The organism is Streptomyces sp. NPDC020996 (genome assembly GCF_040641355.1).
In the GTDB taxonomy this organism is placed as follows: Bacteria; Actinomycetota; Actinomycetes; order Streptomycetales; family Streptomycetaceae; genus Streptomyces.
Genome location: NZ_JBFADM010000031.1, coordinates 1 through 13,121, shown reverse-complemented (window position 1 = coordinate 13,121; position 13,121 = coordinate 1). Strand labels below are relative to the sequence as shown.

General features: G+C 73.5%; 10 protein-coding genes and 1 rRNA gene. 5 read left to right on the top strand and 6 right to left on the bottom strand.

From position 1 onward, the window contains the following. Positions 1-11: 11 nt before the first annotated feature. The 5 genes from AB0G63_RS21360 to mtnA form a co-directional block, all read right to left on the bottom strand. Positions 12-962 carry a ComF family protein gene (locus tag AB0G63_RS21360; RefSeq protein WP_360752442.1) on the bottom strand — a complete coding sequence of 317 codons (951 nt, stop codon included), beginning with the start codon at positions 960-962 and terminating at the stop codon, positions 12-14. 124 nt (positions 963-1,086) lie between these two features. Next, positions 1,087-2,922, bottom strand: coding sequence for an LpqB family beta-propeller domain-containing protein (locus AB0G63_RS21355; RefSeq protein WP_360752439.1), 1,836 nt, complete (start codon positions 2,920-2,922; stop codon positions 1,087-1,089). After that, positions 2,912-5,077 carry an MtrAB system histidine kinase MtrB gene (gene mtrB, locus AB0G63_RS21350; protein WP_360752436.1) on the bottom strand — a complete coding sequence of 722 codons (2,166 nt, stop codon included), beginning with the start codon at positions 5,075-5,077 and terminating at the stop codon, positions 2,912-2,914. Before mtrB ends, AB0G63_RS21355 begins: the two co-directional genes overlap by 11 nt. A gap of 1 nt (position 5,078) precedes the next feature. After that, positions 5,079-5,768 (bottom strand): two-component system response regulator MtrA, encoded by a 690-nt coding sequence (gene mtrA, locus AB0G63_RS21345; protein WP_187284748.1) that lies wholly within the window; start codon positions 5,766-5,768, stop codon positions 5,079-5,081. A 200-nt stretch (positions 5,769-5,968) separates the two neighbouring features. Continuing rightward, positions 5,969-7,111, bottom strand: coding sequence for an S-methyl-5-thioribose-1-phosphate isomerase (gene mtnA / locus AB0G63_RS21340; protein WP_360752433.1), 1,143 nt, complete (start codon positions 7,109-7,111; stop codon positions 5,969-5,971). Between the two features lie 140 nt (positions 7,112-7,251). Between mtnA and AB0G63_RS21335 the strand changes: the two genes are divergently transcribed. From AB0G63_RS21335 to AB0G63_RS21315, 5 genes are read left to right on the top strand one after another with little or no spacing between them, the layout of a single operon-like run. Further along, positions 7,252-8,568 carry a glycerophosphoryl diester phosphodiesterase membrane domain-containing protein gene (locus tag AB0G63_RS21335; protein WP_360752430.1) on the top strand — a complete coding sequence of 439 codons (1,317 nt, stop codon included), beginning with the start codon at positions 7,252-7,254 and terminating at the stop codon, positions 8,566-8,568. 4 nt (positions 8,569-8,572) lie between these two features. Next, a complete protein-coding gene (locus AB0G63_RS21330; protein WP_360752428.1) occupies positions 8,573-9,283 on the top strand; it encodes a DUF4129 domain-containing protein in 711 nt (236 codons plus the stop codon). Then, a complete protein-coding gene (locus AB0G63_RS21325; protein ID WP_360752424.1) occupies positions 9,280-10,476 on the top strand; it encodes a DUF4350 domain-containing protein in 1,197 nt (398 codons plus the stop codon). Before AB0G63_RS21330 ends, AB0G63_RS21325 begins: the two co-directional genes overlap by 4 nt. Then, positions 10,476-11,465: a MoxR family ATPase gene (locus AB0G63_RS21320; protein WP_360752421.1), complete on the top strand. Its 990-nt coding sequence runs from the start codon at positions 10,476-10,478 to the stop codon at positions 11,463-11,465. Before AB0G63_RS21325 ends, AB0G63_RS21320 begins: the two co-directional genes overlap by 1 nt. Then, positions 11,465-12,775, top strand: coding sequence for a DUF58 domain-containing protein (locus AB0G63_RS21315; protein WP_360752418.1), 1,311 nt, complete (start codon positions 11,465-11,467; stop codon positions 12,773-12,775). Before AB0G63_RS21320 ends, AB0G63_RS21315 begins: the two co-directional genes overlap by 1 nt. A gap of 88 nt (positions 12,776-12,863) precedes the next feature. Here the strand turns inward: AB0G63_RS21315 and rrf are convergent. Continuing rightward, positions 12,864-12,980, bottom strand: a 5S ribosomal RNA gene (gene rrf / locus AB0G63_RS21310). Positions 12,981-13,121: the final 141 nt, after the last annotated feature.

Genomic DNA, 13,121 nt, shown 5'->3' with positions numbered 1-13,121 from the left:
CGCGTTCACAGTCAGTTCCGGTTTATTTCAAAAGAATCCGGCGGTGCGGCGACCACGGCCGCGCACACCACGGCATCCGGGCCGGCCGCCTCCGCCTCTGTCGTTCCGGGCGCTCTTCGGCCGCGGCCGACGCCTTCGTTCCCCGTTACGGCGCCCTCGTTCCCTGTTCCGGTTGTTCGTTCCTTTCTGCCTTCCCGAGTTGCGGCCGGGTACACGGCCGTCATCTCCACGGTCTGCGGAACCCGCCCGCGGCCCCTCCCGCCGCCAGTCGTCGGCGGCTCGTGCCGCTCCCGCTCCGACCGCGCCGCCCGCACGGCGCGTGCCGCCTCCGCCAAGGAGGCGCCCGTCGTCATCAGGTCGTCGACCAGCACCACCTGTCCTCCGCGCAGCAGCCGCGCACCGCCCGGCACCACGGCCAGTGCGTCGGCGAGGTTGTCGAGCCGCTGCCGCGCGTCGAGCCCCGACTGGTCGGCCACGGCACGCCGCTGCCGCAGCACGGCCAGCACCCGGGCCGGCGTCCCCGTACGGCGCAGCTCGCCCGCCGCCGCGAGCGCGATCCGCCGCGCCGGGTCGTGCCCCCGCGCCCGCACGGCGGCACGGGCGGACGGCACGGGGACCAGCAGCAAGGGACCGTCACGGCGCGCGGTTCCGCGGCCGCTTCGCCGTGCCTCCCGCAGCCCCGCCCGGACCGCCTCTGCCAAAGCGGTCCCCAGCGGCGCCGCGAGTGCCAGCGCGCCGCGCTCCTTGTGGGCCAGCAGCACGGCCCGCACCTCGTCCGCGTACCGGGCGGCCGCGTGCACCACGGGCAGCCCGGGTGGTTCCGGCACCGGTCGCACCCGGCTCGGTACGGCCCCGTCCAGGGCGGCACGGCACTCGGGACAGAGAGCCGTGCGAGGCATCCCGCAGCCTCCGCACTCGGCCGGCAGCACCAGGTCGGTGAGGTCCTGCCACCACCCCCGCATGCCCACCACTGTGCCGACATCGAAGCCGGCCGGCCACCCCTGTGGACAACCAGCGAGACCCGGCCGGCCACCCCTGTGGACAACCAGCGAGACCCGGCCGCCGGCCCCGGACCGCACCGGCGGTTCACCCCGGATAGACCGGCGCCCTCCCGTCCGTGACCACCTTCTGCCACTGCGCCCCCGACGGCAGCCGGACGATCCCGTCGTCCTCGGAGTACGCCACCAGCGGCAGCCCGTCGTCCTCCGCCGCGGTGATCTCCTTGACCCCCGTCAGCGCCGCGGGCGCCGCCATTTCCGGCGTGGAGCCGTCGACCTGGACGTACCGCATGGTCTGCACGCCGCCCTGCTCGCGCCCGGCCACCACGAGCCGGGTGTCACCGGCCCACGACATGGCCGTGACGTCCTCCAGCTCCGGTGTCGCGGAGCGCAGTCCGACCACCGAGAACACCGCCCGCTCATCCGTGTCCGCGTGTCGTTCGATCCGCCCGATGAGCAGGGACTTCTTCTTGCCCTTGGCCACCACCAACGCGATCCGCACCCCGTCGGCTGCCACCCGCACGTCCTCGATGCGCCCGTCCAGCCCCGAGGTCGTCACCACCAGCGGCTCGTCCCTGCCCTGCTCCAGCAGCAGCAGGCGCGGGGCGCCGGGGTCCCGGTCGGCCACCCAGAGGTCGCCGTGCGCGTCCCAGCTGGGCGCCGTCAGCCGGTCGTCCTCCGTCTTGCCGTGGCTGACCAGCACGGGATCCCCGAGCGATCCGCCCGACACCAGCGACGCCACGTACAACGCCTGGCCGTCGGCGGTGACCGCGGCCGCGGTGCGCTCGTCGCGTGCCACGGCCACCGAGCGCAGCGCCTTGCCGCCCTCGCCCAGTGCCCCCGGCACCGCGCTGGCGTTGGTCCCGCTGCTGCCGGCGGCTATCCGTACGAGCCTGTTCTTGCCGTCGATGAAGTACAGGTAGGAAGGGTGCTGAGCGGAAGCGGGCGCGGCCACGTCGTCGACCCGCTCCTCGCCGAGCGAGCACAGGCGCGAGCCGCCGGAGCGCAGCTCGACCTGGTCGACCGCCGGCGTGAGGTTCTGCAGCGTGAGCAGCAACTGGGCCGCCATCTCGCGGCACATGCCGGTGCCCACCCGGGCGGCTTTGCCGTTCAGCGGCACGGTGAGCTTGCTCCGGTCGTCGGGCGCCAGCGAGGCGACGCCCTTCTCCAGGGCCGCGCCGGTGGGGAAACTCGTCCGGACCACGGGGTCGAGCCAGGTCGTGGGCCCGTTGAGCAGGGAGCGCACCACCTGAGTCATGGGATCCACGCGCCGCCGCACGTACACCGGGTCGGCGACGGCCGCGGCCTGCGTCTCGCTGCCCGTGGCGGTGTTCGAGGCGAAGTAGTACTTGTTGACGGACATGTAGTTGCGCTGGAAGTCCGACTTGCCCATCACCAGGCCCTGCGGCAGCCGGTCGATGCGCCACTGGTTGGTCTTCCGATTCCGCGTGAGGTGCACCAGCGCGTGGTAGCTGCCCTCGGCCGGCCGGTAGGACTGCTGCGCGTCCACCGTGGCGACCTTTGTGCCGGTCAGCGTGAACGACAGCTCGTCCGTGTCCTCCCGGGCGTCCGAGCGGTCGGGATCGGTGCCCGGACCGTCCGCGAGGACCGTGGTGGACAGGCCCGGCCGCCACATGTGCGACGCCTTGCCCGTCAGGTACAGGCGCGCCGTGGAGTAGTCGGGGTCGTCGCTGGTCAGCGCCTCCAGGAAACCCGAGACGATGTCCGGGGGCGGGGCGTTGTCCTGCGGCGGCACGGCGAACACCCGCACCTGGGTGTCCTGCCGCGGGGTGGAGTCGACGCCGCGCAGATCCCCGCTGTCGGGCATCGAGGCGCACCCCGTCAGCAGTACGGCACCACAGGTGGCGTACGCCACCGCGCGCGCCGGCATGCGCCGGGCGCCCCCCTCGCGGTCAGCGCCCACGAGCCGCCTTCCCTTCCCTGTTCGAGTCCTGCGGAGCGGCATCCGGACGGCTCGCGGTCTCGTCGCGCGCCCCGTCAGCGGCGGGCCCCCCGTCCCTGGCGGATGCCCCGTCCCTGGCGGATGCCCCGTCCCTGGCGGATGCCTCGTTCCCGGAGCGCGCTCCCTCCCCGGCGGAGCCCCCGGTCCCGGTCTGTCCGTCTCCCCGTCCTCGCGTGCCCCGGACGGGCCGGGAGACCACGCGCGCGCCGTTCCCGGGCAGCGCGGTCGGGTCGGCGGTGGGGGCCGGGCCGCCCAGCCGCGGGGTCAGCGACGACATCTCGGCCGGCTGCACGGGCACCGTCGCCGTCTTCCCGCCGCCCCCGCGCGGCAGCCCGGCGCCGTTGAGCCCGCGGTTGCGCCGCGAGTCCTTGGGCTCCAGGGGGATCGGGGAGCCACGCAGCGGCTCGTCCGCCGTGCGCGGCAGCGTAAGCCGGAACTGCGACCCGCCGCCCGGCTCACCCCACGCCTGCAGCCAGCCGCCGTGCAGCCGCGCGTCCTCCAGCGCGATGGACAGCCCCAGGCCGGTACCGCCCGTGGTACGCGCGCGTGCCGGGTCGGCCCGCCAGAAACGGCTGAAGACGCGGGTCGCCTCACCGGGCTTGAGCCCGACGCCGTAGTCGCGCACCGCGATCGCGACCGCCCCGCCCGCCGCGGCGAGCTTGACGACGACGTCCTTGCCGTCGCCGTGCTCCACCGCGTTGACGACGAGATTGCGCAGCACCCGCTCCACCCGCCGGGCGTCCGCCTCGGCGACGACGGGCTGCTGGTCGCCGACGACCCGGATCTTCGTGCCCTTGCGCTCCGCGAGCGGCTCGGCGCCGCTGACCACGCGCCGCACGACCTCCCTGAGGTCTATCGGTTCCGCCTCCAGGGCCGCCGCGCCCGCGTCGAAGCGGCTGATCTCCAGCAGATCCGCGAGCAGCGACTCGAAGCGGTCCAGCTGGTCGGCGAGCAGTTCCGCCGACCGCGCGGTCACCGGGTCGAAGTCCTCCCGGGCCTCGTGGATGACGTCCGCGGCCATGCGTACGGTCGTCAGCGGCGTCCGCAGCTCGTGGGACACGTCCGACACGAACCGCCGCTGCATCCGCGACAGGTCCTCCAGCTGCTGGATCTTCAGCTGCAGGTTCTGCGCCATCTTGTTGAAGGCCTCGCCGAGCCGCGCGATGTCGTCCTCGCCGGTGACCTTCATGCGTTCCTGCAGCCGCCCGGCCGACAGCCGCTCGGCGATGCCGGCCGCCATCCGCACGGGCGTGACGACCTGCCGCACCACCAGCCAGGCGATCGCCCCGAGCAGGACGACGACGAACAGTCCGGCGGTCGCCAGCGTGCCCTTGACCAGGCTCAGCGACCTCTCCTCCTGCGTGAGCGGGAAGAGGTAGTAGAGCTGGTAGGGGTCGCCGTTGGGGTCGTTGACCTGCTTGCCGATGACCAGCGCCGGCTGCGATTCCTTGCCGTTGCTGTAGACGATGCGGGTGTAGCTCTGGGCGGCCGCGGTGCTCTTGTCGATCCGCGCGCGCAGAGCGTCGGGCACGCTGACCGACGGGTCGACGTACCCGGAGGCGCGCGGGCCGCGTCCGCCGCCGCTGTCGTCGCCCACGGGCAGGGTGACCACGTCGAAGGCGCCCTGGCCGCCGCTGGACAGGGAGGACACCAGTTCGCTCATCCACGGGGTGAGGTTCTGCGTGGGGCGGCCGTCGGCCGCGGTGCCGTCGTCGACGGTGCCGGAGGCGGCCTCGTCGGCCTTCTGCTTGGCCACCGCGAACCCTCCGGTCGCCTGGCTCTGCGAGGCCTTCACCTTGGCGTCCAGCAGGCCGTTGCGCACCTGCCCGATGACGACGAAGCCCAGCAGCAGGACGACGCCCAGGGACATCAGCAGCGTCGTGACGACGATCTTCAGCTGGATGTTGCGCCGCCACAGCCGCATCACCGGCAGCAGCGGCCGCCGTACCCACCGCAGGAGCAGCCGCAGGACAGGACTGCCCTGGACGCCGCCCTGCAGCAGCCCGCCCTCGAAGAGGCGTCGCCGACGGGAACCCGCCGCCGCGTTCCGGCCGACAGGCCGCCCGGCGCGGGCCCCGCCCGGCCCGGGCTCCGAAGCGGCACTGTCACCGGACATATCAGCTGGGTCCCGCCTTGTACCCGACGCCACGGACGGTCACCACGATCTCCGGCCGCTCCGGGTCCTTCTCGACCTTCGAGCGCAGCCTCTGGACGTGCACGTTGACCAGGCGGGTGTCGGCGGCGTGCCGGTAGCCCCACACCTGCTCGAGCAGCACCTCGCGTGTGAAGACCTGCCACGGCTTGCGCGCGAGCGCGACCAGCAGGTCGAACTCCAGCGGCGTCAGCGCGATCGACTGCCCGTCCCGCTTGACGGAGTGCCCGGCCACGTCGATGACCAGGTCGCCGATGGCGAGCTGCTCCGGCGCCGGTTCCTCCGACCGGCGCAGGCGCGCCCGGATCCGGGCGACCAGCTCCTTCGGCTTGAACGGCTTCACGATGTAGTCGTCCGCGCCCGACTCCAGGCCGACGACGACGTCGACCGTGTCGCTCTTGGCCGTGAGCATCACGATCGGCACCCCGGACTCCGCCCTGATCAGACGGCACACCTCGATGCCGTCCCGTCCGGGCAGCATCAGGTCCAGCAGCACCAGGTCGGGCTTGGACTCACGGAACGCGGCCAGCGCCTTGTCGCCGTCGGCTACGAAAGACGGTTCAAAACCTTCACCACGCAGCACGATGCCGAGCATCTCGGCCAGTGCGGTGTCGTCGTCGACGACGAGGACTCGTCCCTTCATAAACGACATCATCCCATTCTCGTAACAGTGACCGGGGCGCTGGTGAGAGAGGTCACTGGCCCGTGACGATAGTCGTATGGGGTCGTTGCTGTCTGCCCTCGTCCGCCGGGTGCGGCCGCAGGCAGGGGACGCCGCGGGAGCAGGTGTCCGCCGCTCCCCGCCGAGCCCCGCGGTCCGTACCCCCGCCGACCGGCCGATGCCCCCCTGTTCGGCTAACCGATGCTCACCTGCCGTGACCTGGCACACAGCTCCGCGAGCGCCTCGGCGGTCACGGGCGACACGGCGCCCTCCTCCGTGACGATCGCCGTGATCAGCTCGGGCGGCGTCACGTCGAACGCCGGGTTGTACGCCTGCGTCCCCAGAGGTGCGACCGGAAGCCCGCCTCCCACGCCGGTCACCGGCATCTGCGGCGCCATGATCTCGGTGACCTCGAACCCGGGCCGCTGCTCCACCTCGATGGACGCCCCGTCCGGCGTGTCCGGATCCACCGTCGTCACCGGCGCCACCACGACGAAGGGCACGTGGTGGTACCGGGCGAGCACCGCGAGCGGATAGCTCCCCACCTTGTTCGCCACCGAACCGTCGGCGGCGATGCGGTCCGCCCCGATCAGCACCGCGTCCACCTCGCCGGCCGCGAACAGCGAACCCGCCGCGTTGTCCGTGAGCAGGGTGTACGCCATCCCGCTGCGGGCCGCCTCGTACGCCGTCAGGCGCGCGCCCTGCAGCAGCGGACGCGTCTCGTCCACCCACAGCCGCCGCAGCTTGCCCGCCCGGTGCGCCGCGAGCGCGACCGCGAACGCCGTACCCTCGCCGCCCGACACCAGCGAGCCGGTGTTGCAGTGGGTGAGGATCCGGTGCCCGCCGCCGGGCAGCAGCTCCTCCAGCAACGCCAGACCGCGCTCGGCCATCCGGGCGCTGGCCTCCGCGTCCTGCTGGTGCAGCTGCCGCGCGGCCGCCAGCGCCGCCGCCGCGGCCTGCGCGGGATCGCCGCTCCTGGCGAACTCGGCCCGGTACGCGGCCTGGGCTCTGCGCACGCCGACGGAGAGGTTCACCGCGGTGGGCCGGGCACCCGCCAGGGCGGCCGCCGCGTCGTCCACCTCGAAACCGCGCGCGGCGGCGAGCGCGACGCCGTACGCCCCGGCGATGCCGAGCAGCGGCGCCCCGCGCACGGCGAGCGAACGGATCGCCTCCACCAGCGCGGAGGCGTCCGTACAGACCAGCTCGACCTCCTCTGCCGGCAGCCTCGTCTGGTCCAGGAGCACCACCACGGGGCCTTCCGGTGGCTCCTCCCAGCGGATCGCCGGGATCTCGGTCGGCCTGCTGTCCTCGCCGGAATGCGCGTACTGATCAGCCATGCGGTCAGTCTGCCCGTTTTCCGGCAGACAATTGAAGCTCCGCACCCCCTACCGCGGCCGGCACCTCGACGACCGCCCCATGGCACGATGGCAGCCGAACTGCCGCCGCGCCCGCGGACGGGCACCGTGAAGGAGCGACGATGAAAGACACTCCGGGCTGGGCCTCGCCCGGATCCGCCCCGTCCGAGGGGCAGGAGCCCGGCGCGTCCGGCCCTGCCGAGCCCGGCGACCGCCCCGCGGAACCCGCCGACCAGCCGGTCACGGACCCGCAGGCACCGGGCGTGAAGTGGTCCAAGGAGCAGCCGCCCGCAGGCCAGTGGTCCGCCCCCTCCGGTCCGGCGAGCCCGGGCCAAGCCCCGCCGCCTCCGCCGCCCGGCCCGGGCTGGGGCGGCCGGCCCCCGGTCGCCCCCGGCGGCCAGGGCGCTCCCGGCCACGTCCCCTACGGCGGCTGGGGCGGCGGCTGGGGCGGTCCCCCGCCCGCGGCGAAGCCAGGCGTGATCCCGCTGCGTCCGCTCGGCGTGGGCGAGATCCTCGACGGCGCGGTCTCCACCATGCGCACCCACTGGCGCACCGTCCTCGGCATCTCGCTGACCGTCGCGGTCGTGGTGCAGGTCGTCGTCATCCTGCTCGAGGGCCTGTTCCTCTACGACCGAGCCGGCACCGAGGCACTGAACGACCCGAGCGCCACCCTGAGCGAGCTGACGCGCGCCCTGGGCGACACCATGCTCAACACCGGCGTCGTCTTCCTGATCTCCCTGCTCGGCACGATCGCGGCGACCGCCCTGCTCACGACCGTCACCAGCCGGGCGGTGCTCGGCAAGCCGGTCACCACCGGCGAGGCCTGGCGCGACGCCCGCCCGCAGGTGGTGAAGCTGTTCGGCCTGATCTTCCTGCTGCTGCTCATCACGTTCGGCATCGTCCTCGGCGGCGCCTTGCCCGGCATCCTCGTGGCCGTGTCGGGATCCGGCGACGCGGGCGCCGCGCTCGGCGTCCTGGGCACCCTCGGCGCCGGCGTGGTCGCGCTGTGGCTGATGATCCGCTTCTCGCTGGCCTCGCCCGCGCTGATGCTGGAGAAGCAGGGCATCAAGAAGGCGATGAGCCGCTCCGCGAAGCTGGTCCGCGGCTCCTGGTGGCGCGTCTTCGGCATCCAGCTGCTCGCGACGGTCATCGCGAACATCGTCGCGTCGATCGTCGTCATCCCCTTCACGGTCCTCGCGGCCCTGTTCGCCGACGGCGGCATCGCCTTCTTCCTGAACAACACCGGCGGCAACCCCGGCTGGGCCTTCCTCGTCATCAGCGGGATCGGCGCGGTGATCGGCTCGATGATCACCTTCCCCATCACGGCGGGCGTCACCGTCCTCCTCTACGTCGACCAGCGCATCCGCCGCGAGGCCCTCGACCTCGAACTCGCCCGCGCGGCGGGCCTGCAGGGCTACGGCACCGGCTCGGGAGGCTGATGCGGTGAGCCTGACGGGGGGTGTCCTCACGTCCGTGCTGTCCACGCTCGGATCCGGTGACGAACCGCCGGTGACGACCCCGCGCGATCCCGCGCGGGAGGCGGCCCGGCGCGAGCTGTCCAAGCGCATGTACCACGAGAACGACCCCAGCTGGCTCCAGCGGGCCCTCAACGCCTTCTGGGACTGGGTCGACAAGCTGCTCGGCTCGGCCTCCACCGCGGCGCCCGGGGGCACGCTCGGCCTGGTCGTCATCGTGGTGGCCGTACTCGCCGTGCTCGGTGCGCTGTGGTGGCGCCTGGGCACTCCGCGCCGCGGCCCCGCCTCCGCCGCCGCCCTGTTCGACGACCGTCCGCGCAGCGCGGCGGAGCATCGCGCGGCCGCCGAGGCCCACGCCGCCCAGGGCCACTGGAGCCAGGCCGTCCAGGAACGCATGCGCGCCATCGTCCGCTCCCTGGAGGAGCGCGCCCTGCTCGACGACCGGCCCGGCCGCACCGCCGACGAGGCGGCCGCGGAGGCGGGCCGCGCGCTGCCCACCCACGCGGACCGGCTGCGCGCCGCCGCCCGCGACTTCGACGACGTGACGTACGGCGGACGCAGGGCGAGCGAGCAGTCGTACCACCGCATCGCCGAACTCGACCGCGAGCTCGAGCGCGCCAGGCCCCGGCTCGCGGCCGCCGCGACGGCCCACGACACCCGCCGGGGAGCCGCCGAATGACCCCCGGGACCACACTCCCGACCGCCTCGGCCCCGCCCACCGCACGCCGCTGGTGGACCCGCGCGCGCGGCATCGCGGTCGCCGTCGCGCTGCTGCTCGTGGCCGCCGTCGCCATCGCCGTGATCCGCTCGGACACCCGGCACGGCACGCTCGACCCGCGCTCCGCCGACCCGTACGGCAGCCGTGCCGTCGCCGAACTGCTCGCCGACCGCGGCGTGTCCACGCGCGTGGTCAGCACCCTGGATCAGGCGCGTGCAGCGGCCGCCCCGGACACGACCCTCCTGATCGCCGTCCCCGACCTGCTGACGCACCGGCAGCAGACACTGCTGCGCTCCGCGACCGCCGGCTCCGGCGGGCGCACGGTCCTGGTCGCCGCCGGCAGCGCGTCCGTCGAGAAGCTCGCCCCCGGCGTCACCGCGGACCCCGCCACCAGCATCGGTTCCACCCTCTCTCCCGACTGCTCCCTGCTCGCCGCCCGCCGCGCCGGCAGCGCCGACACCGGCGGCATCCGCTACACCACCACCCACCTCGGCGCCGACAAGTGCTACCCCAGCGAGCGCCTGGCCACCCTGCTGCGCATCCCGGAGGCCTCGGGGCACGGCGACACCATCGTCCTCGGCGCGCCCGACATCCTCTTCAACGAACGACTGGACAAGGCGGGCAACGCCTCGCTCGCCCTCCAGCTCCTCGGCTCCCGTCCCCATCTGGTCTGGTACCTCCCCTCGCTCTCCGACACCTCGGCCGCCGAACCGGACGACGAGAAGGGCTTCTTCGAACTGCTGCCCTCCGGCTGGCTCTGGGGCACCCTGCAGCTCTTCGTCGCGGCCGCCCTCGCCGCTCTCTGGCGGGCACGCCGGCTCGGCCCCCTCGTGCCCGAGAAGCTCCCTGTGGCGATCCGCGCCTCCGAAACCGTCGAAGGCCGCTCCCGCCTCTACCGCAAGGCGAACGCCCGTGACCGCGCGGCCGCCGCTCTGCGCTCCGCCACCCGCATCCGCCTGGCCCCTCTCGCGGGTGTCCCCGTCTCCCAGGCGCACGCGCCCGAGACCCTGCTCCCCGCCCTGTCCGCCCGCCTCCACGGCGACGGACAGGCCCTGCACTCCCTCCTCTTCGGGCCGCCGCCCAGCGATGACGCGGCCCTCATCACCCTCGCCGACCGACTCGACGCCCTCGAAAGAGAGGTACGCCGTCCATGATGGACCCGACCACTGACAACGCCGGGTACGCCGGGGATCCGGGCAGAGCCCGCGCCTCCCTGGAGGCCCTGCGCGCCGAGATCGCCAAAGCCGTGGTCGGCCAGGACCCCGCCGTGACCGGCCTCGTCGTCGCCCTGCTCTGCCGCGGACACGTACTACTTGAAGGAGTCCCCGGGGTCGCCAAAACGTTGCTCGTCCGCGCCCTCGCATCCGCACTCGAACTGGACACGAAGCGTGTCCAGTTCACCCCCGACCTGATGCCCAGCGACGTCACCGGCTCCCTCGTCTACGACGCCCGCACGGCCGAGTTCTCATTCCAGCCCGGCCCGGTCTTCACCAACCTGCTCCTCGCCGACGAGATCAACCGCACCCCGCCGAAGACCCAGTCTTCGCTCCTGGAAGCCATGGAGGAACGCCAGGTCACGGTTGACGGCACCCCCCGCCCGCTCCCCGAGCCGTTCCTGGTCGCAGCCACCCAGAACCCGGTCGAGTACGAGGGCACGTACCCCCTCCCCGAGGCCCAACTGGACCGCTTCCTGCTCAAGCTGACGATCCCTCTGCCGTCCCGCCAGGACGAGATCGACGTCCTCACCCGCCACGCGGAGGGCTTCAACCCGCGCGACCTGCGCGCCGCCGGCGTACGCCCGGTCGCGGGACCGGCGGACCTGGAGGCCGCCCGCGCCGCGGTGGCCAAGACGACCGTCTCCCCCGAGATCACCGCCTACGTCGTGGACATCTGCCGGGCCACCCGCGAGTCGCCGTCCCTCACCCTCGGCGTCTCCCCGCGTGGCGCCACGGCCCTTCTGGCCACCGCGCGCGCCTGGGCCTGGCTCACCGGCCGCGACTACGTCATCCCCGACGACGTCAAGGCGCTCGCTCTGCCCACCCTCCGCCACCGTGTCCAGTTGCGCCCCGAGGCCGAGATGGAAGGCGTGACGGCCGACTCCGTCATCAACGCCATCCTCGCCCACGTCCCCGTCCCCCGCTGATGGCCTTCACCGGACGCGCCGCGCTCCTCGCGGCACTCGGCTCCCTCCCCGTCGGCATCTGGGCCCCCGGCTGGACGGGCATCCTGGCCGTGAACGCGCCCCTGGCCGTGGCCTGCGCCTGCGACTTCGCGCTCGCCGCGCCGGTGCGGCGCCTGGGCCTCACCCGCTCCGGTGACACGACAGTGCGCCTGGGCGACGCCGCGGACGTCACCCTGACCATCAGCAATCCGTCGCGCCGCCCACTGCGCGCCCGCCTGCGCGACGCCTGGCCCCCGAGCAGCTGGCAGCCCGGCACGGAAGTGGCGGCCTCCCGCCACCGCCTGACGGTGCCCGCCGGTGAACGCCGACGCGTGACGACCCGGCTGCGTCCGACTCGCCGCGGCGACCGCCACGCCGACCGCGTCACCGTCCGCTCGTACGGCCCCCTCGGCCTCTTCACCCGCCAGGGCACCCACCAGGTCCCCTGGACGGTACGTGTCCTGCCCCCGTTCACCAGCCGCAAGCACCTCCCCTCCAAGCTGGCCCGCCTGCGCGAACTGGACGGCCGCACCAGCGTGCTCATCCGCGGCCAGGGCACGGAGTTCGACAGCCTGCGCGAGTACGTCCCCGGTGACGACACCCGCTCCATCGACTGGCGCGCGACGGCCCGGCAGACCACGGTCGCGGTCCGCACCTGGCGCCCCGAACGCGACCGCCACATCCTTCTGGTCCTCGACACCGGCCGCACCTCGGCCGGCCGCGTGGGCGACGCCCCGCGCCTGGACGCTTCCATGGACGCGGCCCTGCTCCTGGCAGCCCTCGCCGCCCGCGCCGGCGACCGCGTGGACCTGCTCGCGTACGACCGCCGGGTCCGCGCCCTGATTCAGGGCCGCACGGCGCGCGATGTCCTCCCGTCCCTCGTCGACGCGATGGCGACGCTGGAACCCGAACTGGTGGAACTGGACGCCCGCGGCCTGGCCTCCACCGCTCTCCGGACCGCCCCCCGCCGCTCCCTGATCGTGCTGCTGACCAGCCTCGACGCGGCCCCTGTGGAGGAGGGCCTGCTCCCGGTCCTGTCCCGGCTCACGCAGCGCCACACGATCCTCGTCGCCTCGGTTGCGGACCCCTTCGTCGCCCGCATGGCCGCGGCCCGCGGAAGCACGGAGGCGGTCTACGAGGCCGCGGCCGCCGCGCAGGCCCAGAGCGAACGCCACCGCACGGCGGAGCAACTCCGCCGGCACGGGGTGACGGTCGTCGACGCGGCACCGGACGACCTGGCTCCGGCGCTGGCGGATGCCTATCTCGCCCTCAAAGCGGCGGGACGCCTGTGACGGATTCCTGGGGCTCTCTACGGAGAGCCGGGGGCCGGAACGCAGAAAACCCCGTACCGGAACCGGTACGGGGTTTTCTTGAAGAATTGTTCGGCGGCGTCCTACTCTCCCACAGGGTCCCCCCTGCAGTACCATCGGCGCTGTAAGGCTTAGCTTCCGGGTTCGGAATGTAACCGGGCGTTTCCCTCACGCTATAACCACCGAAACACTATGAAACTGTGAACACCCACACCACACCGCCGAAACGGCATAGGGCTGTTCGTGGTTTCAGAACCAACACAGTGGACGCGAGCAACTGAGGACAAGCCCTCGGCCTATTAGTACCGGTCACCTCCACCAGTCACCT